Annotated in this window: 17 protein-coding genes and 1 tRNA gene; 12 read left to right on the top strand and 6 right to left on the bottom strand. The window is 58.3% G+C overall.

Annotated elements, in window-relative coordinates; translation table 11 throughout:
• Position 1 precedes the first annotated feature (1 nt).
• Together JT51_RS17135 and JT51_RS17130 are read right to left on the bottom strand one after the other, a co-directional pair.
• Positions 2-718 carry an RlmE family RNA methyltransferase gene (locus JT51_RS17135; protein ID WP_037315615.1) on the bottom strand — a complete coding sequence of 239 codons (717 nt, stop codon included), beginning with the start codon at positions 716-718 and terminating at the stop codon, positions 2-4.
• Entirely contained in the window at positions 718-1,830 is a 1,113-nt protein-coding gene (locus JT51_RS17130; protein ID WP_037315612.1) for a Ppx/GppA phosphatase family protein, read from the bottom strand. The genes JT51_RS17135 and JT51_RS17130 overlap by 1 nt, the downstream gene beginning before the upstream one ends.
• A 239-nt stretch (positions 1,831-2,069) precedes the next feature.
• Between JT51_RS17130 and JT51_RS17125 the strand changes: the two genes are divergently transcribed.
• The 5 genes from JT51_RS17125 (at position 2,070) to JT51_RS17105 (ending at position 5,481) form a co-directional block, all read left to right on the top strand.
• Positions 2,070-2,366, top strand: coding sequence for a virulence factor (locus JT51_RS17125; protein ID WP_037315610.1), 297 nt, complete (start codon positions 2,070-2,072; stop codon positions 2,364-2,366).
• Between the two features lie 26 nt (positions 2,367-2,392).
• The gene (locus JT51_RS17120; protein WP_037315607.1) at positions 2,393-3,319 is read left to right on the top strand and encodes a methylenetetrahydrofolate reductase; all 927 of its coding nucleotides are present in this window, start codon (positions 2,393-2,395) and stop codon (positions 3,317-3,319) included.
• Positions 3,320-3,328: 9 nt separating this feature from the next.
• Complete coding sequence (locus tag JT51_RS17115; protein WP_037315605.1) at positions 3,329-4,384, top strand: methyltetrahydrofolate cobalamin methyltransferase; 1,056 nt, start codon at positions 3,329-3,331, stop codon at positions 4,382-4,384.
• A 129-nt stretch (positions 4,385-4,513) separates the two neighbouring features.
• On the top strand, positions 4,514-5,341 hold the full coding sequence (locus JT51_RS17110) for a polyphosphate kinase 2 family protein (protein WP_051927625.1): 828 nt from the start codon (positions 4,514-4,516) through the stop codon (positions 5,339-5,341).
• Positions 5,342-5,407: 66 nt separating this feature from the next.
• Positions 5,408-5,481: transfer RNA gene (locus JT51_RS17105), tRNA-Gly, on the top strand.
• Position 5,482: 1 nt separating this feature from the next.
• Here the strand turns inward: JT51_RS17105 and JT51_RS17100 are convergent.
• Complete coding sequence (locus JT51_RS17100) at positions 5,483-6,340, bottom strand: class I SAM-dependent methyltransferase (RefSeq protein WP_037315603.1); 858 nt, start codon at positions 6,338-6,340, stop codon at positions 5,483-5,485.
• A gap of 24 nt (positions 6,341-6,364) precedes the next feature.
• Entirely contained in the window at positions 6,365-8,407 is a 2,043-nt protein-coding gene (locus tag JT51_RS17095; protein WP_037315600.1) for an ASKHA domain-containing protein, read from the bottom strand.
• 217 nt (positions 8,408-8,624) lie between these two features.
• Between JT51_RS17095 and guaB the strand changes: the two genes are divergently transcribed.
• From guaB to JT51_RS17080, 3 genes are all read left to right on the top strand, one after another.
• A complete protein-coding gene (gene guaB, locus JT51_RS17090; protein WP_037315595.1) occupies positions 8,625-10,073 on the top strand; it encodes an IMP dehydrogenase in 1,449 nt (482 codons plus the stop codon).
• Positions 10,074-10,168: 95 nt separating this feature from the next.
• Positions 10,169-11,326: an RsmB/NOP family class I SAM-dependent RNA methyltransferase gene (locus JT51_RS17085; RefSeq protein WP_037315592.1), complete on the top strand. Its 1,158-nt coding sequence runs from the start codon at positions 10,169-10,171 to the stop codon at positions 11,324-11,326.
• A gap of 101 nt (positions 11,327-11,427) precedes the next feature.
• The gene (locus JT51_RS17080; RefSeq protein WP_037315589.1) at positions 11,428-13,719 is read left to right on the top strand and encodes a hybrid sensor histidine kinase/response regulator; all 2,292 of its coding nucleotides are present in this window, start codon (positions 11,428-11,430) and stop codon (positions 13,717-13,719) included.
• 5 nt (positions 13,720-13,724) lie between these two features.
• Here JT51_RS17080 and JT51_RS17075 read toward each other — a convergent pair whose 3' ends face one another.
• Entirely contained in the window at positions 13,725-14,318 is a 594-nt protein-coding gene (locus JT51_RS17075) for a sulfotransferase family 2 domain-containing protein (RefSeq protein WP_037315586.1), read from the bottom strand.
• 192 nt (positions 14,319-14,510) lie between these two features.
• Between JT51_RS17075 and recA the strand changes: the two genes are divergently transcribed.
• From recA to JT51_RS17055, 4 genes are all read left to right on the top strand, one after another.
• A complete protein-coding gene (gene recA, locus JT51_RS17070) occupies positions 14,511-15,578 on the top strand; it encodes a recombinase RecA (protein WP_037315582.1) in 1,068 nt (355 codons plus the stop codon).
• 178 nt (positions 15,579-15,756) lie between these two features.
• Positions 15,757-18,426: an alanine--tRNA ligase gene (alaS, locus tag JT51_RS17065; RefSeq protein WP_037315579.1), complete on the top strand. Its 2,670-nt coding sequence runs from the start codon at positions 15,757-15,759 to the stop codon at positions 18,424-18,426.
• Position 18,427: 1 nt separating this feature from the next.
• Entirely contained in the window at positions 18,428-18,715 is a 288-nt protein-coding gene (locus JT51_RS17060; RefSeq protein ID WP_037315576.1) for a DUF1330 domain-containing protein, read from the top strand.
• A 355-nt stretch (positions 18,716-19,070) separates the two neighbouring features.
• Positions 19,071-19,694 carry a transglutaminase-like cysteine peptidase gene (locus tag JT51_RS17055; RefSeq protein WP_235216203.1) on the top strand — a complete coding sequence of 208 codons (624 nt, stop codon included), beginning with the start codon at positions 19,071-19,073 and terminating at the stop codon, positions 19,692-19,694.
• A 104-nt stretch (positions 19,695-19,798) separates the two neighbouring features.
• Here the strand turns inward: JT51_RS17055 and JT51_RS21830 are convergent, their stop codons facing one another.
• Positions 19,799-20,500, bottom strand: a complete 702-nt coding sequence (locus tag JT51_RS21830) for a hypothetical protein (RefSeq protein ID WP_051927624.1) — start codon at positions 20,498-20,500, stop codon at positions 19,799-19,801.
• Positions 20,501-20,561: the final 61 nt, after the last annotated feature.

Below are 20,561 nucleotides of genomic sequence, written 5' to 3'. Positions count from 1 at the left end.
ATCAGCCGCGAAATCCTGTTGCGACGACAAATTTTTCCGAGCTGTCAGACCGGGACGCAGGTGGCTTAACATTCGCCACCTTCTCGAACTTCTGCTTCAGCAGCTTTTGCAGGTCACCTTCTGCGCCGCCTGCCAGCACCTTGGCCACAAATGTGCCGCCCTGCTCCAGAACATCGAACGAGAAGTAGGCCGCCGTTTCGCACAGCGACATGATGCGCAGGTGATCGGTCTGTTTGTGTCCCGAGGATGAGGCCGCCATATCGGATATCACCACATCCGCCTTACCGCCCAGCCATTCCTTGACCTGATCGTCAGCCCCTTCATCCATGAAATCCAGCTGATGAATTTCAGCCCCTGCAATCGGCTCGACCTCTTGCAGGTCAATGCCCAGTACAGTGCCAATCCGTTTGCCCGAACGTTCGCCCAGCGCATTGACACGCTTTACGGCCACCTGACACCAGCCGCCGGGGGCACAGCCCAGATCAACCACACGCGCACCCGGTACGAGGAACCGGAATTTTTCATCCAGTTCAAGAATCTTGAATGCGGCGCGCCCGCGATACCCTTCGGTTTGCGCGCGTTTCACATAGGGGTCGTTCAATTGCCGCTGCAACCAACGGGTCGAGCTGAGCGTGCGCCCGCGTGCAGTCTTTACCTGAACCTTCAGATCGCGCTGCCCGCGCCCCGAAGTGTTTTTGCCAGTCGGTGTCTTCGCCATCAGAACGGTCCGTCTTCCAGTACGCCATCCGCACTCATCTGCGCATAAAGCAGGCCTTCGCGCAGCCCCCGGTCCGCCACGGAAAGGCGGTCGGTGGGCCAGCATCGTAACAGCGCCTGCAAAATGGCCGAGCCGGACATGATCAGGGCCTGTCGGTCATCGCCAATTCGCGGATCCCGGCGTCGCCCCTGAGGGCCGAGTTCTAGATACCCTCGTATGACTTTGTCAATCTGATCGCTGGTCATGCGTAAACCATCGACCTTGGTCCGATCATAGCGCTTGAGCCCTAGGTGTGAGGCCGCAACGGTTGTAACCGTGCCGCTGGTGCCGACGATCTGGAACCCCAAGCGGGCCTGTTCGTCCTTGTAAGGCGCAAAGTCGGCCAGGTTTTCCTCAAAAAACCAGCTCATCAACGCAAACCGGGCCGAGTCGTCTTCGACATCGTTGAACTGATCGCGCAGCGTTGCCACGCCCAAAGGTACGCTGATCCAGTCCACCACCTTGGCGGCGGGAAAGGGGCTTTCGACCGGGTGAAACCCGTGGTGCAAACGCATGATGGCGGCGGGGCGATCCCGGCGTGGTACGGATGAAATGTCAATCCACACCAACTCGGTCGAGCCGCCACCGATATCGACGACCAGCAATTGGTCCGTTTTGGTGGAAACCAGCGGCGCGCAGGAGATCACGGCCAGGCGGGCCTCTTCCTCGGGTTGGATGATCTCAAGGTTCAGGCCGGTTTCGCGTTTGACCTGTCGGATGAACTCGCGTGAGTTCTTGGCGCGGCGGCAGGCTTCGGTCGCCACAAGCCGCATACGGCGGACCTTGTTGCGCTTAAGTTTCTGCTGGCAAATCCTTAGTGCCTGAACGGTACGCGCCATCGACGCCCGCGACAATCGCCCGGTACGCTCAAGACCCGCACCCAATTGCACGGACTTGGAAAAGCTGTCTACCACATGGAACCCGCTGCCCTTGGGCTGCGCTATCAACATGCGGCAGCTATTAGTCCCCAGATCCAGCGCCGCATACAACGCATCTGGATCGGGTCTTGCCGGCGCGGGGCTTTCGACCGCCTTCGGGAACGCGCCCGCACCTTTGGGACGCTTGGGCGCCATCGTAACGCCCTCCGATTTTCGAGTTACCCTGACCATAGGTCGGCCAATAGTTTCGTGCAAGACGCTCATTAAAGTGATGAGTATTTTGATATGCGCGTTTGCCCGGTAATTCAGTACAAGCGCGGTATCCCATCGTGGGCAAAAGGTCGTTTGAAATGCGCCGTGTGTCGAAAACCGACCGACTTGCGCCCATATAGAAGTCTAGAACCGATCCATCTGGTTAGGAGGAATCAGCAACAATGCCTGACGTCACCATCGTATTCTGGCGCGACATTCCCGCCCAAGTCATCGTCGGCAAAGGCCGTCGCGGCGCCAAGCGGCAGTTGGAGGAACGGTTCGAGCAAGCCATCGACCGGGCTGCCATGAAGGTGAACGCCAAGGACAGTGATGCCTATCTGGCCGAATGGCGCAAAGCCGAGGCTTATCCGGTTGAGGGCGACCCGTCCGAGATTGCCGAAGCCGAAGCCGTGCGTCTGGAAACGGAATACGATCAGGACAGGATCAAGACCTTGATCGCCAATGACGGTTGGGCATGAGCCCGAGACAGCTATGGGAGGCCGCAATGGCTTTGCTGAACTTCAAGAAACGTGATGCGGTCGAAAACGGGCCGGTGAATCCGACCGTCGAAGCCTTTTTGCAGGGCTATTCGATCGAGGTGATGCCGCGCACCGCTGAAAAGGTCGAGGATTTCCGCGCGCTGCTGCCCCAGGGCACCCGCGTCTACATCGCCCATATCGAGGGCACGCCCATCGAAGACATGGTCCAGACCGCCAAACGCATCGCCGCCGAAGGATATCCGGTCATGCCGCATTTCCCGGCGCGTATCATCAAGGATGCCGCGACGCTGGAGAACTGGATTTCCATGTATCAGGGCGAAGCGGGCGTCGATCAGGCGTTGCTGCTGGCCGGTGGGGTTGCAAGCCCACATGGCGACTTTGACAGCTCGATGCAATTGCTGGAAACCGGACTGTTCGACAGGGCAGGCTTCAAGCGTCTGCATGTGGCGGGTCACCCCGAGGGCAATAAAGACATCGACCCGGATGGTTCGACCAAAAATGTCGATGACGCGCTGCGCTGGAAACAGAAATTCAACGAGACAACCGATGCGGAAATGGCGCTGGCCACTCAATTCGCGTTCGAAGCCAAGCCAATCATTGCCTGGGCCGACAGCCTGAAAGAGGCGGGCATCGACCTGCCGATCCATATCGGCATCGCGGGTCCGGCCAAGCTGCAAACCCTGATCAAATTCGCGATTGCCTGTGGTGTCGGCCCGTCGCTGAAAGTGCTGCAGAAACGCGCCATGGATGTATCCAAGCTGTTGCTGCCGTATGAGCCGACCGACGTTGTGACTGAACTGGCCAACCACAAGGCGGCCAACCCGGATTTCAACATTACCAACGTGCACTTCTTCCCGCTTGGCGGTATCAAGACCAACGCCAACTGGGCGATCAATAACGGCGGTGCTTCGGCGCAGCCTGCAAACTCCTAAGGAACGGACATGACCCGTACAGTCGTAGAATCAAAAACAAAAACTGCCGTTCTGGGCTTTGACGAACCGTTCTGTGTGATCGGAGAGCGGATCAACCCAACAGGACGCAAGAAACTGGCAGCCGAGCTGGAAGCGGGCGATTTTTCGACCGTTGAAAAGGACGCGCTGGCGCAGGTTGCTGCGGGCGCGACCGTTCTGGATATCAATGCGGGCGTTGTCTACAACTCGAACCCCAACCCGAACGAGACCGAGCCGCCGCTGATGCGCAAGATCATCGAGATGGTGCAGGGGTTGGTCGACGTGCCATTGTGTGTCGATTCATCGGTGCCCGGCGCGCTGGAGGCCGGTCTTGAAGCGGCTGAGGGCCGCCCGCTGTTGAACTCGGTCACCGGCGAGGAAGAGCGTCTGGAACTGGTTCTGCCGCTGGTCAAAAAGTATAACGTGCCGGTTGTTGCCATCTCGAACGATGACACCGGTATTTCCGAAGACCCCAATGTGCGCTTTGAGGTCGCCAAAAAGATCGTTGAGCGCGCCGCCGATTTCGGCATCCCCGCGCATGACATTGTGGTTGACCCGCTGGTCATGCCCATCGGCGCGATGGCGACCGCAGGCCAGCAGGTGTTTGCTCTGGTCCGTCGCCTGCGTGAGGAACTGGGCGTGAACACCACCTGCGGTGCGTCGAACGTGTCGTTTGGCCTGCCCAACCGCCACGGCATCAACAATGCCTTCCTGCCGATGGCGATGGGCGCTGGCATGACCTCGGCCATCATGAACCCGGTGGCGTTGCCTGTCGGGCCCAAGAAACTGGCCGAGAAAAAGGCCGAGGTCGAAGCCAAAGGGATTATCCTGCCCGCTGACATGGATGATGAAACCTTTTGCCAGCTGTTCGGCCTGGGCTCAACCAAGCCGCGCGCCGGTAAGGAAATGGAGGCCATCCGCGCCGCCAACCTGCTGACCAACAATGACCCGCATGGCGGCGAGTGGATCCGGTTCAACAAATCGCCGGATGAGGCTGGGGCCGCCGGCGGTGGTCGTCGCGGCGGTGGTCGCCGTCGTCGCGCCTGATCTTTCGGCAATACAACGAACAGAGGCCGGGCTAGACGCCTGGCCTTTTTGCGTTTGATACCGATCAATGCCACACTCTGGCGGGCATGTGACCATGGTTAGGATCCTAAGCAAGTTCCAGGTAGTTGAATGAGCGAACATCGCCCCCCGCATTTGGCGGATGCCGACCTAAACAAGCGGCTTGGAAAGAAAGACTATTTCCTCCAACTGGCCGAATTGCAGGCGCAATTGGCCGTGATTCAACAGGCCTTTTTGTTTCACGGCACCAAGGGCGTTCTGGTGTTTGAAGGCTGGGATGCCGCAGGCAAGGGGGGTACGATCCGGCGGATCAGTCAGGCGCTGGACCCGCGCAGTTTCAAGGTCTGGCCCATCGGCGCGCCGCGCAACTACTATCTGAATCGCCATTACCTGCTGCGGTTTTGGGAAAGATTACCCCCTGAAGGGGCGATCTCGGCCTTTGATCGCAGTTGGTATGGCCGGGTGCTGGTCGAACGTCTGGAGGGTTTCACGCCCGAGAAACGCTGGCGCGCTGCGTATCAAGAGATCAATGATTTTGAACGGATGCTGGTGGATGACGGCACCCGGATCGTGAAATTGTTTTTCCACATATCCCCGGAAGAGCAGATGGAGCGGTTTTCAGAACGTCTGCGCAATCCGATGAAACGCTGGAAGCTGACATACGAGGATTTCCGCAACCGCGAACGCTGGGCCGAAACCGAAGTGGCCGTGGATGAGATGCTGGCGCGGACATCCACGGAAATCGCGCCCTGGCATGTCATCCCTGCCAACAATAAGAAATACGCCAGAATCAATGCGATACAGGCGATTGTGAATGCGTTTTCCAAGGATATCGACCTAAGCCCGCAACATCTGGACCGCCAAACCCTGGACGCAGCCAGCGCGGTTCTGGATGTGGACCAATCGTTGATTGACAGCCTGCGCGCACGCACGGAATAACCCGCTGAACATGACCCAGCTTTTAGGTTGCGGGGCGGTCTCTGCGACGCTACATGTTCGTTATTCGCGGGTGTAGCTCAATGGTAGAGCAGTAGCTTCCCAAGCTAACGACGAGGGTTCGATTCCCTTCACCCGCTCCACTCAGCCAGATCGACGTGCCTGATACAGGTTGATGACAGCGGGGATTTGAACCCCATTGTCAGTCAGATAGCTTTGGAATGCTTCGCCAACAGCGGTCTGAATCGCCTGAACGTCCCGATCATCCCCGTTGAAATGTGAAATGGCACGGGCCGCCGGTCCGACGCGTGTGCACAGCACCGCCGAGTCGGTAAGCCCGCCGACACCGGGCAGGGACAACGGTACGGCGTCAGCCTTTACTTCGGTTAGTCCGGCTTGTTCCATCATGCCTGCGACGTGATCCAGATCATGAAGCGCCAAAGGCCCGGGGGCATAACGATCCACGCGTGGCGGCTGACCCAATTGCTTGACGGCCGCGATGTGGGGCACTTTGAACCACGGGTTGTCAGACAGCGGCCCCCACGCGGCAAAGGTCATCTGCCCGCCGGGTTTCAAAGCACGGGCGATATTGGCAAAGGCAGCAACGGAATCCTGAAAGAACATCACACCAAAGCGAGAGATTGCGGCATCCACTTGATCAGGCGCAAAGCTGTAGCTTTGCGCGTCAGCATATTGAAAATCAACGTTATTCAGGGCTTCTTTCGACGCTCTTTCCCTGGCTCTGTCCAGAAAAGGTTGCGAGATATCGGCGGCCAGTACATGCCCATCCGGCCCCGCTTGCCGCGCGGCGGCCATCGTGCTGACGCCGGTTCCACAGCCGATATCCAGAACACGCATTCCCGCAGAAAGCGTGGCCCGGTCCAGAACCAGATCCAGAACCGGGGCCATCAGATGATCAAGCTGGTCTTCATAAGTTAACCAACTGGTGCCTGCTGGCGACTTGCCCCAATATTCCGCCTGTTCTTCATTGGTCAATAGCATCGGGGCCTCCTGTTGATGGTGGGACTATGACCGCCGGCGGCGACGGCGGCCAGACCTTTCATCGTCTCCGCCGGTATTGAATGACGGTGACGGGAGGGTGACGATTTGCGCCAGTTCCGGGAACGGATCGGTTTTATGCGGAATCGCGTTGGCGGCGACGAAGTGATCCTGAAACTTGGGTTCGATGGCGGTTTCGACTTTGGTGATTTCGCGCACCACCTGTTCGATCTCGGTCCGGGCGGCGATATTGCACAGCGCAATCCGCGCGCCGGTCCCGGCCGCGTTCCCCGCGCTTGAGACCTTATCCAGCGGCGCATCCGGGATCATGCCCAGCACCATCGCGTGTTTGGTCGAGATATGCGCGCCGAAGGCCCCGGCAAGGACGACGCGATCAACCTTGTCGACATTCATGTTATCCATCAGCAGGCGCGCACCGGCGTAAAGCGCGGATTTCGCCAGTTGGATGGCACGGATATCGCCCTGCGTCACGGTGATGCGCGGACCGCCTTCGGCGCTGGCATCGTGGATCAGATAGGAATGGGTGCGACCCTCGGGTACGCAACGGGGCGTCCCGGTTTGCTTGGCCGATCCGATCAAACCGCTTTCATCCAGCAATCCGGCAATGCGCATCTCGGCGACAGCTTCGATAATACCCGAACCGCAGATACCGGTGATGCCGGTTGTGGCGATGTGCTGATCGAAGCCTTCCTCGTCAGACCATAGTTCCGATCCGATCACGCGAAAGCGGGGTTCCTTGGTGACAGGATCAATCCCGATCCGCTCAATCGCACCGGGCGCGGCGCGTTGGCCGGAACTGATCTGCGCGCCTTCGAATGCCGGTCCGGTGGGGGACGAACAGGCCAGAACACGGCTGGTATTGCCCAAAAGGATTTCCGCATTGGTGCCGACATCGACAACCAGCACGAGGTCTTCGGATTTGCCCGGCTCTTCGGACAAGGCAACGGCGGCGCAATCTGCGCCCACGTGGCCCGCGATACAGGGCAGGATATAGACCTGCGCGCGGGGGTTCATCCTGGTCAGCTCCATTTCGCGCGCGCGCAGGGACACACTTTCGGACGTGGCCAGCGCAAAGGGCGCCTGACCCAGTTCAACCGGGTCCAGCCCCAGCAGTAAATGGTGCATGACCGGGTTACAGACAAAGACCGTTTCCACGATCAGATCGGCATCAATCCCGGCCTCATCCGCGATCGAGGTGGTGAGGTCATTGATCGCCTCACGCACGGCCTTTGTCATTTCCTGGTCGCCACCGGGGTTCATCATGGCATACGAGACGCGGCTCATCAGGTCCTCGCCAAACCGGATCTGCGGATTCATCAGGCCGGATGAGGCATTGACCTCGCCCGTTTCCAGATCGGTCAAATGGGCGGCGATGGTGGTCGATCCGAGGTCAATGGCCAGCCCGTAAAGTCCGCTTTCATGCAGGCCGGGCCAGATTTCGGTGATCCGCGCAACGGTATCCTTGTGGCCCTTGTGGACGGCAACCGTGACCTCCCATTTACCTTTGCGCAGAACGGGTTGCAGCTTGGACATCAGGGAAAGATCGGCGGTGATGGCATCAATGTTCCATTGCTCGCGCAAGGCGCGCTCCAGCCGCTCAAGATCGCCAGTGGGCGAGTGCATGTCAGGTTCTTCCACCACCACGAAATACAGCCGGGTCGCGGGGTCCATGGTGATCGCGCGCGCAGTGGCCGCCTTGCGGACGACCTGACGGTGAACCTGGCTTTCCGGCGGTACGTCGATGACCACATTCCCCTGAACCGTGGCCTGACATCCCAGACGACGGCCCGGTTTCAGCCCGCGCTTGTCGTCATAGCGCTGCTCGACCGCGTTCCAGTCGCTCAGCGCGTCTTCGGATACCGTCACACCGTGCTTGGGGAATTCGCCATAGCTGGGCGTGATCTGGCATTTGGAACAAATCCCGCGTCCGCCACAGACCGAATCCAGATCGACGCCAAGTTGCCGGGCGGCTGTCAGAACCGGGGTTCCAACGGGGAAATGCCCGCGTTTGCCCGACGGGGTAAAGACAACAAGGGGGTCGGTGGTCATGATTGGCCTGCCTTTTGTGTTCGCGCGTATGTCGGGCAAGATATGGGTTTGCGCGCAAAGGGAAAGGGCATTCAGCGGCACGTTTTGCACACGTTGCGTCGTTTTTGGTCGCGGCTTTGGCCCGCAGAGGAAAACTAGTTTAAGTCAGGGGCTTTTCCTTAACCTGAATCCATGTAATAGGGTCACCGTCAAACGGGCTTTTGCATGGGGTTAGCAGATGCAGATTCGTGAGGCACTCACCTTTGACGATGTTCTATTGGTTCCGGCGGCCTCGTCGGTGCTGCCGGCGACGGCGGATACAAGCACGCGTGTGACGCGTGAAATTACGATGAACATCCCGCTGCTCAGCTCGGCGATGGACACCGTGACCGAGGCGAGGATGGCCATTGCCATGGCGCAGGCTGGCGGGATCGGTGTTGTTCACAAGAACCTGTCGGTCGAAGAACAGGCCCGCGAAGTGCGGCGGGTCAAACGCTTTGAATCCGGGATCGTGTATAACCCGGTGACTTTGCGGGTCGATCAGACGCTGGCCGACGCCAAGGCGCTGGTGCAGCGTTATAACTTCACCGGCTTTCCGGTGGTGGACGAAGCAGGCCGCGTGGTGGGCATTCTGACCAACCGCGACATGCGGTTCGCAAATTCCGACGACACGCCGGTTCACCTGATGATGACGTCTGAAAATCTGGCGATGCTGCAGGAACCTGCGGATCTGGAAGAGGCCAAAAGCCTGATGCGCGCCCGCCGGATCGAAAAACTGCTGGTGGTCGACGGTTCGGGCAAATTGACCGGCCTGCTGACGTTGAAAGACACAGAGCAAGCCGTATTGAACCCAACCGCCTGCAAGGATCAGCTGGGCCGCCTGCGCGTTGCCGCGGCGACTTCGGTCGGAGATGCCGGGTTTGAGCGGTCTGAACAACTGGTGGATTCAGGTGTCGACATCATCGTTGTGGATACGGCGCATGGCCATTCACAAGGGGTTCTGGACGCGGTAACGCGGGCCAAGACCTTGTCGAACGAAGTGCAGATCATCGCGGGCAATGTCGCAACCGGTGACGCCGCCAAGGCGCTGATTGACGCCGGGGCGGATGCGATCAAGGTTGGCATCGGGCCGGGCTCGATCTGTACAACGCGGATGGTTGCAGGCGTTGGCGTGCCGCAGCTGACGGCGATTATGGATTGCGCCGCAGCGGCACAGGACGTTCCGGTCATCGCGGACGGGGGCATCAAGTTCTCGGGCGATTTCGCCAAGGCGATTGCGGCGGGCGCGTCCTGTGCCATGGTCGGGTCGATGATTGCCGGTACCGATGAAAGCCCGGGTGAGGTGATCCTGTATCAGGGTCGGTCGTTCAAATCCTATCGCGGCATGGGCAGCCTTGGCGCGATGGCGCGCGGCTCGGCGGATCGGTATTTCCAGAAAGACGCCGCCAACGACAAGCTGGTGCCCGAAGGGATCGAGGGGCAGGTGCCGTACAAAGGCTCCGCCAGCGCCGTGGTCCACCAACTCGTTGGCGGTCTGCGCGCAGCAATGGGGTACACCGGCTGTGCAACGGTTGAAGAGATGCGCAAGAACTGCAACTTTGTCAAAATCACCGGTGCGGGCCTGAAAGAAAGCCACGTGCATGACGTGCAGATCACACGCGAAAGCCCGAACTACCGGGTGATGTAACCCCGGCTCATGATCAGTGCGGCGCCCGGCCCAGGGCGCCGTTTTGCATTTGTGGCGCTCTGGTCGAGGCCGCATAACCAGCAACGGAATACACCATGACGCCCGCCGCACGCATTCAGGCATCAATAGAAATCCTTGACGATTTCCTTTCCGGAACACCTGTCGAAAAGTCCCTGACCAACTGGGCGCGCCGCAGCCGGTTTGCCGGATCCAAAGACCGCGCGGCCGTGCGGGATCACGTGTTTGCCGCCCTGCGGTGCAAGCGTTCCTTTGCGGCGCGCGGCGGGTCCGAGACCGGTCGCGGATTGATGATTGGATTGATGCGTGCGACGGATCAGAGCCTTGAGGCGCTGTTTTCCGGCGACCGCTATGCGCCTGCTGCGCTGTCCGGTGACGAAACAGGCCGGGATTTTGAAACCGAGGCGGAACAATGGGATGTGCCAGAATGGCTTTGGCCCAGATTCCAGTCTTCTTTGGGGGATCAGGCCGTTCCGGTCGCGCAGGCGTTGCAAAACCGCGCGCCGGTGCATTTGCGGGTCAACCTGATCAAGTCGGATGTGACAGGTGCCATCGCGGCCCTTGCCACTGGGGGAGTAACTGCGCAACCGCACCCGGCTTGTGAAACCGCGTTGGAAGTTGTCGAGGGCGCGCGAAAGATTTCCCAGAGCGAGGCGTATCTGGATGGGCTGGTCGAACTTCAGGATGCAGCCAGCCAGGCAGTGGTGGCGGCCCTAAAGCTGCGCCCGGGGATGCGCGTTTTGGACTATTGCGCAGGCGGGGGCGGGAAATCTCTGGCCCTTGCAGCACAGCAAGGGGTGAAAGTGTTCGCCCATGATGTGAATGCCGGACGCATGCGGGATCTGCCCGAAAGGGTCGCGCGGGCCGGGGCAGATGTTACGATCCTGTCTCCGGATGACATCGCGCAGCACGCGCCGTTTGATGTGGTTCTGGCGGATGCGCCTTGTTCGGGCAGCGGGTCATGGCGTCGTGCACCAGCCGGAAAATGGGCTTTGAACGAACAGCGTTTGCACGAGCTGTCGCAAATTCAACGCCAGATTCTGGAAGACATATCGCCATTGGTTTGCCCGGGTGGAACTTTGGCCTATGCCACATGTTCGATGTTAGACGATGAAAACGGCGCTGTGACAGATTCGTTCGTTCAGTCTAACCCGGGTTGGACGGAAACCTTTCGCAAAACGTGGATTGTTTCTCACGGTACCGATGGTTTCTTTACGGCACACTTGACGCGATAGTGCGTCGCAACGTAGCAACTAAAAGGAGAGTGCCTCGTTCTTAATAGGGCATTAACCTTATTTGGGCTGATTGACTGAAAGCCCACTGAACTGAGTTGCTTATGTCCGACACTGCCGAAATTTATTCTGACCCATCAACTCAAAAAACTCCAAATGGCGTGCGGCTTGTTCCGATCGTCGTTCTGGGATTGCTTCTTAGCTTTTCATCGGTTGTCGGGTTTTTGTCACCAACCTGGAACACGGGTCTTGTTGTCGCCGGGGTATCCCTGCTGGCCGCCACGTTTTTTGTCCTGCTCCGCGGGCAGATTGCTGACCGATCCGTGCGACAAACGGTACAAGCTATGGCGGTATTTGCAGAGCAGGACCCTTTCCCGTGCCTGATCGCAAATGCACAGGGTGACGTTCTGACCTCGAACTCAAGGGCGCGGGCGCAGTTTCAGGCACGTCCCGGCAACCGGCTAGAGCAATGCCTTAAATCCACATTCGCAAACCCATCGGCTGTTTTGCTGCGGTTGCAATCGCTGGCCGAGATTTATGGGAAAGCGCGCGAAGATATCGTTACGGTTGGATCGACCATTCCGGTTTCGGTTTTTGGCGTCGGCAGTGACCTGTTTTGCTGGCGCTTGCATCTGGATGCGGCGGGACATTGGGATGACGCCAGTGTTCCGGTTCTGACAGAAGGGCGAAACGGCACGTTGCTGCGCGTGAACGGGGCGGCTGAGCATCTGCTGGGGCACAAGCCGGACAAGCTGCATCAGGTGATTGCCAGCGAACTGCAAGGTCAGGGTGAGATTGCGCAGGTTCAGACGACCAGTGGTTCCCTTTCTGCCGCAGTTGGCGAGTTGAGCCGGTCCGGAACGGTCCGCGAATTGCTTCTTCTTCCCCTGGACGAAGCCGCGCAAAGTGCCAGCGGAGCGTCTTTTGCCGATCTGCCCGTGCCGGTCATGTGCCTTTCACCGGATGGCAGCATTCTGGAGGCCAACAGGCTGGCCGTGAAATTGATCGGAGACATCCAGCCGGGTGAAACCAACGTCAGTCAGATCATGCATGGGCTTGGTTACCCCATTCTGGATTGGTTGGCCCGTACCGCGGAATCCAATCCCGCGCCGCGCTCTGAGTTCTTGCGGCTGTCGCGCCAGGAAAAAGAAGTCTTTGTACAGGTGACGCTGAACCGGGTGGTCAACAACGGGCAGGTATGCCTGATTGCCGTGCTGAACGACGCGACCGAACTTAAAACTCTGGAGGCGCAGTTTGTTCAGGGGCAAAAGATGCAGGCCGTTGGGCAATTGGCTGGCGGTGTAGCCCATGATTTCAACAACCTGCTGACGGCAATCTCTGGTCACTGCGACCTGTTGTTGTTGCGCCATGATCAGAATGACCCGGATTACGGAGATCTTGTTCAGATCAACCAGAACGCCAACCGGGCGGCTGCGCTGGTCAGTCAGCTGCTTGCGTTCTCGCGCAAGCAGACCCTGCAACCTGAGGTGCTGGACCTGAGGGATACGATCTCGGATTTGATCCACCTGTTGAACCGGCTGGTCGGTGAGAAAGTGCGCCTGATCCTAAGTCATGATCCGGTTCTCAAGCCGGTGCGGGCCGACAAACGGCAATTAGAGCAAGTGTTTATGAATCTGGTCGTCAACGCACGCGATGCCATGCCGGACGGCGGCGAAGTGCGGATTGAAACCGAAGTTGTGGTCCTGAGCCAACCTTTTTCGCGGGATCGGGCGACCATACAGCCCGGCGAATATGTGACCGTAAAAGTCATCGACAGTGGCGTTGGTATACCTGCTGATAAGCTCCAAAAAGTGTTTGAGCCGTTTTATACGACCAAAAGAACCGGCGAGGGTACAGGATTGGGGCTGTCCACCGTTTACGGGATCGTCAAGCAGACCGGTGGCTTCATTTTTGTGGATAGCTTTCAGGGGCAGGGAACCGAGTTCACGGTGTTCCTTCCGGTGTCTACCGCAACACAGGAACCAGCAAAGGCAGATGCCATCGCAACTGATACCCAGACCGCCCGGCAGGGCGAGGGCGTGGTGCTGTTGGTTGAGGACGAGGCTCCGGTTCGGGCGTTTGCTACACGCGCTTTGAGGCTGAAGGGATATACCGTTCTCGAAGCTGATTCGGGTGAAGAGGCGCTGCGCCTGCTTGAAGATGGCGCGCTGAACGTCGATGCGTTTGTGACCGATGTCGTCATGCCCGGTATGGACGGGCCGACCTGGGTTCGCAAAGCGCTGCAGACGCGTCCGGATGTAAGGGTCATTTTCATGTCCGGCTATACCGAAGGCGTTTTTGGCGATTCCAGACCAGAAATTCTGAACTCGACCTTTCTGCCAAAGCCGTTTTCACTGAATCAGCTGACCGAAGCTGTTTTCCAGCAGTTGAACTAAGCCACCTAAAGCGCCGTGTCGTGGCAAGTGAATTCGGCCGCGTGTGTTTTGCGGAACTTTCGCTCGGTTTCGGGCGACATACTAAGATCCCGGAGGGGGGACACGTTTTCCTGTTGCAGGTTGACGTGAGTGTTCAGCCGGTCCTGTAGAAATTCCAGTATCTTATCCTGATTTTCGTACTTGAATATGTGGCTTGCGCCAAACCCGTTGCTGCGTGTCCGAAAAAATTGGCTTTGGCTTCCCACATCCGCAAATTCAGGGCGCGGGTTTTTCATGTATGCCTGAACAAATTCGTCAAAGCTCAGGTCATGGGTCGAATGGGGGTGCCCAACACGCTCTGGTCTGCCGCGAAACTTGTACCAACTGCCCAACCAGTCGATCGGTTCGCGCACCACGGCCATGATTTCCATCTCGGTGTCGTACATTTTCCGAAAGATGTTCTGAAAAAAGCGATCATAGCGCCGCACAGGGGCATGTTTCAGTTCCGGCGGGCCGGTCACGACAAAATCGGCGCGGTCCTGCAGGGCAGAGTGATAGGCGGTGCTGCCGGTTTTGGGTACAGCCAGAAACGCAAGACGTTCCTTATAGAAAACAAGCATTTATTGCCCCTTTGGCGATCTTTGTTACCGGCGCAGATTGGCGTAAACGACTCTTTAATACAATTGCTCAACAGTAGGTGTTGTAAGTTTTAGTTGAAATGTTCTCTTTTTGATCTCATAAGGAACAAGAGGCGAACAAAGCAGCGATTGCCGCCCGTTCAAGGGTGTGACAAAAGGGAAGGCGACAGGACAATGGCGGATCTTCTGACGATGAGCGACAAGAAAAACGCAGACAAGCAAAAGGCGCTCGACAGCGCGCTGGCACAGATCGAACGTCAGTTCGGCAAGGGTTCGATCATGAAGCTGGGTGAAGACACCAAGCAAGAGATCGAGGCAAGCTCGACTGGGTCGCTGGGTCTGGATATCGCGCTGGGGATTGGCGGCCTGCCGATGGGCCGGATTGTCGAGATTTACGGGCCTGAAAGTTCGGGCAAGACCACGCTGACGCTGCATTGTATTGCCGAGCAGCAGAAACGCGGCGGTGTGTGCGCCTTTGTGGATGCGGAACACGCGCTGGACCCGCAATACGCCCGCAAGCTGGGCGTCGACCTGGATGAGCTGCTGATCTCGCAGCCCGATACCGGTGAACAGGCGCTTGAAATTACCGATACGTTGGTGCGTTCGGGGGCGGTAAACATGGTTGTGGTCGACTCGGTCGCCGCGCTGACGCCCAAGTCCGAGCTTGAGGGCGACATGGGCGACAGCAGTGTCGGCGTACAGGCTCGCCTGATGAGCCAGGCGATGCGCAAGCTGACCGGCTCGATCAGCCGTTCGAAATGCATGGTGGTGTTCATCAACCAGATCCGGATGAAGATCGGTGTGATGTTTGGCAGCCCGGAAACCACAACCGGTGGTAACGCGCTGAAGTTTTACAGCTCGGTCCGGCTGGACATCCGCCGCATTGGCGCGATCAAGGACCGGGACGAAGTGGTCGGCAACCAAACCCGCGTAAAGGTCGTCAAGAATAAGGTGGCACCGCCCTTCAAGCAGGTGGAATTCGACATCATGTATGGCGAAGGCATCAGCAAAATGGGCGAGCTGCTGGATCTGGGCGTCAAGGCTGGCGTGGTCGAGAAGTCGGGTTCCTGGTTCAGTTATGGTGATGAACGGATCGGGCAGGGGCGTGAGAATGCCAAGCAATACCTGCGCGACAACAGCCGCTCGGCACTGGAAATCGAAGACAAGATTCGCGCAGCCCATGGGTTGGAGTTCGACATGCCCCCCAACGCGGCCGAGGATGACGATATCCTCGAAGCGTGACGGCCACGTACGGTAACAGTAATTTGCCACGGCCCCAATTGGGGCGCTGGGGATACTCTGAACAAGGCGGTCCATGGGGCCGCCTTGTTTCATACGGCACCTGCAATGTTGTGGACTATCCTGGGGGACAGGGATAAACCCGTTTCGACACAAAATGATTGCGCGCCGAGAGAGCCTTATGCCCACGCTGAACGATATCCGATCGACCTTTCTGAACTACTTTGCCAAACAGGGGCACGAAGTGGTGGCGTCCAGCCCTCTGGTCCCGCGCAATGACCCGACGCTGATGTTCGTGAACTCGGGCATGGTGCAGTTCAAGAACCTGTTTACCGGAGTGGAAACCCGCGACTATCAACGCGCGACCACGGCGCAAAAATGTGTGCGCGCAGGCGGGAAACACAACGATCTGGACAACGTCGGTTACACCGCTCGGCACCACACGTTCTTTGAGATGCTGGGGAACTTTTCGTTCGGCGACTATTTCAAACCCGAAGCGATCCCTTTCGCCTGGGAATTGATCACCAAGGAGTTCGGTATCGACAAGAACCGTTTGTTGGCAACGGTTTACCATACCGATGATGAGGCGTTTGAGATCTGGAAAAAAGTCGGCGTGCCCGAAGACCGGATCATCCGCATCGCCACCAGCGACAATTTCTGGCAGATGGGGCCAACCGGCCCATGCGGTCCGTGCACCGAGATTTTCTATGATCACGGCGATCATATCTGGGGTGGCCCTCCGGGTTCTGCTGACGAAGACGGTGACCGGTTCATCGAAATCTGGAACATCGTTTTCATGCAGAACGAGCAGTTCGAAGACGGCTCGATGGTGGAACTGGATATGCAGTCGATCGACACCGGCATGGGGCTGGAGCGGATCGGCGCGTTGCTGCAAGGCAGCCATGACAACTATGACACCGATCTTTTCAAGACATTGATCGAGGCATCGGCAGACGCGACAGGCGTAGACCCTTATGGTGATCAGAACGTGCATCACCGGGTTATCGCCGACCATCTGCGTTCGACGTCGTTTTTGATTGCGGACGGGGTGATGCCCAGCAATGACGGCCGCGGATACGTGCTGCGGCGGATCATGCGCCGCGCCATGCGTCATGCGCATTTGTTGGGTGCAAAAGATCCGGTGATGCACCAGCTTGTGCCGACTTTGGTACAGCTGATGGGCGCGCAATATACCGAGCTGGGGCAGGCGCAGCCGTTGATTGAAGAGACGCTGCTGTTGGAGGAAACCCGGTTCAAGCAGACGCTGGATCGCGGCCTGAAACTGTTGGATGATGAGGTTGCGAACCTGCCCGCAGACGCGGCCTTGCCCGGCAATGCCGCCTTCAAATTGTATGATACCTTTGGGTTCCCGCTGGATCTGACACAGGATGCGCTGCGTGAAAAAGGCCGGACCGTGGATACGGATGGGTTCGATGCCGCCATGGCCGAGCAAAAGGCCAAGGCCCGTGCGGCCTGGGCCGGATCGGGCGAAGCCGCGGATCAGGTTGTTTGGTTCGATGTGCTGGATACGGCCGGGGCTACGGATTTCCTGGGCTATGATACCGAAAAAGCCGAAGGGTTGGTGGGCGCGTTGGTCGTTGATGGCGCCTTGGTCGACAGAATCGAAAAAGGCGGAACCGGTTGGGTCATCGTGAACCAGACGCCGTTTTATGGCGAATCTGGCGGTCAGGTCGGCGACACCGGGGAAATTCGCCGTCTGGAAAATACGGACGACGTGGCCGTAGTTGAAGACACCAGAAAATTCGCGGACGGGAAAATCTACGCGCATAAGGTGACTGTCAATCACGGCGTTCTGTCCAAGGGTGACACCGTCGAGCTTGAGGTCAATCACGCGCGCCGCTCGGCCATACGGGCCAATCACTCGGCGACGCACCTGCTGCATGAGGCATTGCGCGAAACGCTGGGTGATCACGTGGCGCAAAGGGGATCGCTGAACGCGGATGACCGGTTGAGGTTTGACTTCAGCCACTCCAAGGCTCTTAGCCCGCAGGAAATTCAAAAGGTCGAACGCGACGTGAATGCGTTCATCCGTCAGAATTCTGCCGTCGAAACCCGGATCATGACGCCCGACGATGCACGTGGACTGGGCGCGCAGGCCCTGTTTGGTGAGAAATACGGTGATGAGGTGCGCGTCGTGTCGATGGGCAAGGCACCCACCGGGAAAGGGCAGGACGGGGAAACCTGGTCGATCGAACTGTGTGGCGGTACGCATGTGCGTCAAACCGGGGATATCGGAACATTCATTCTGCTGGGCGACAGCGCCAGCAGCGCCGGTGTGCGCCGGATCGAAGCGTTGACCGGTGATGAGGCGCTGCGACATCTCTCGTTGCAGGATCAGCGCCTTAGCCAGATCGCATCCGAGTTGAAGGCGCAGCAGGATGATGTTGTGGGCCGGGTCAAATCCTTGTTGGACGAACGCAAGTCGCTGCAAAATGAGGTCGCGCAACTGCGGCGTGATCTGGCGATGGCTGGCGGTTCGGGGCAGGGCGGTGCCGAGGCACGGGATGTAAATGGTGTGCAATTCCTGGCGCAGGCACTGAATGGGGTGTCGGGCAAAGACCTTCCGGCGCTGATTGATGAACACAAAAGCCGGTTGGGGTCGGGGGCAGTTCTGCTGATCGCCGATGCGGGCGGCAAGGCGGCTGTTGCTGCCGGTGTCACGTCGGACCTGACAGACAAGGTATCGGCGGTCGATTTGGTCCGGGCCGCAGTTTCGGAACTGGGCGGTAAGGGCGGCGGTGGTCGCCCCGACATGGCACAGGGTGGCGGCAAAGACGCCTCGAATTCGGATGCGGCGATCAAGGCTGCGGAACAAGTATTGGGAGGATAAGATGGGTGCACTTTGGATTGCTCATGTCACGGTGACCGACACAGAAGCGTATGCCAAATACGCCGAGCTGGCCGGACCCGCCATTGCCAAACATGGGGGCACCTTTATCGCACGTGCTGCCAGATACGTTCAGCTGGAAGGGAAAGAGCGCCCTCGCAATGTCGTTGCCCGATTCCCGTCGGTCGAATCCGCGGTCGAATGCTACAATTCACCCGAGTATCAGCAGGCGCTTGACCACGCGCGCGGAGCCAGCGAGCGCGAATTGGTCGTGGTAGAGATCACTGAATAACGACGATCTGACGCTCATCAGGCCGTCTTTCGGTCAAATGGGCGGATTTTAGCCAATGATCCAACCGGGCAATTACGGCTGTTGCCCGGTTTTTGCCTTAATGACCTCAGCCGTTATTTTTCAGCAACTTGAACCCAGTTCCGAAAGTCAATTACCGCCGGTTCACCTATAGATTGTGACCTGTGCTTCTCAATTCTTGCCTGAAATGGTCATATTGAGTGACGAATTTCCGCCTCTTTTCGCTTGCAACTTCGCTTCAGATTGCACAAACGGCTCCGTCTGAAGATAGTTTGGAACACAACAAGCGGCCCTGTTTGTCTCAAATCGTTGGATAGGCATGGATCGAGGTACAGGCATGAAATCGTTGAGCGCAGAGCTTAGAGCCGCTTTTTCGCGGCTGGTCAATTCGACGGGGCGGATGGTTGCTGTTTCGGGAATCGCACTGGGGCCTTTGCTTTTAGGTTCGGGCGCCGAAGCGACCGAAGGGGCCTTTATCCCAAGTGTGGCTGGATCTCCTCCGCCCGCAGGCGCGCAGCAACTTTGCCGGGAATACAATTGGGCGTGCTCAGGCAAGTCTTCAAGCTCTATGTCGAGCCAGCAAGAAATGCGGCTTATCAAGCGAGTAAACCAAAAGGTGAATTCGACGACACGATCGGTGACCGATCAATCGCAGTACCGAACCAGCGAGCGTTGGGCGTTGCCAACATCCAGAGGCGGGGATTGCGAAGATTTTGCCCTTTTGAAGAAACGCGACCTGATCCGAGCGGGCGTCAACCCAAGTAAATTGCTGATTGCGACTGTACTGGACACGCAAAGAAATTCTCATGCCGTGTTGGTTTATCGATCCGCAGCGGGAGACCTGGTTCTGGATAATCTGACAAACCGGATCAAACCGTGGACGGCCACGCGGTATTTGTTTTTGCGAATGCAGAACCCCCAAAAGCCCAGCAGTTGGGTCGGCGTTTACGGAAAAAGCTGAAAGCAGGGTGCGTTCAACGACCCCAGGTTTTCAATTTCAGCTCGAACCGAAGGGCGACGGATAGGTCGCCCTTCTCGTTTGGACATTTGTCAAACGCAGCCGACTTAATCGAAGGTTCCGCCGCTGCCAGGGCCGCCGGCGTTACCGCCGCCTCCGGCACCGCCGCCTGAACCGGCACCGCCCGCGTTTCCGCCATCGCTGCCACCGCCAGTTCCAGCTCCACCGGAGTTTCCACCGTCATTTCCGCTGTTGTTGCCGCCGTTGCCGTTACCGGTGTTACCATCGCTGCCATTATTGCCGCCGTTGCCGTTACCAGTATTGCCACCGCTGCCATTATTGCCGCCGTTGCCGTCGCCGGAGTTGCCACCGCTGTCATTGTTGCCGCCGTTGCCGTTACCGTCGTTGCCACCGCCGCCGTTGTTGCCGCCGTTGCCGTTACCGTCGTTGCCACCGCTGCCGTTGTTGCCGCCGCCCCCGTTGCCATCGTTGCCGCCGCTATCGCCGTTGCCGTTACCGGAATCGCCGTTATCGTTCCCGTTATCGTTCCCGTTATCGTTCCCGGAATCGCCGTTATCGTTCCCGCTATCGCCTCCGTTGTCGTTTTCACCACCTGACGAGTTGCCACCGGCATTATTGTTGCCGTTTGACCCCGACGAGGTGTCGTTGCCGTCACTGGACCTATCGCTTGCCGAACTGATCGATGCTGTTGGAATATCGGTCAGAACAGCCGCAAAAGCCGGACAACTTTCTAGCGTGTTAGCCAGGATTTGTTCGAAATCCGCACGGCGTTGAATATAACGCAACATCCTTGCATCAACGACCTTACATGCGCAAAGTGTGTCGGTGGACACTGACTTGCGAGCCGTT

The sequence above is a fragment of the Ruegeria halocynthiae genome, from assembly GCF_000743705.1.
Classification (GTDB): domain Bacteria; phylum Pseudomonadota; class Alphaproteobacteria; order Rhodobacterales; family Rhodobacteraceae; genus Ruegeria; species Ruegeria halocynthiae_B.
Note: the sequence above shows the minus strand (reverse complement) of the source record. Positions and strands in the feature narration are given on the sequence as shown.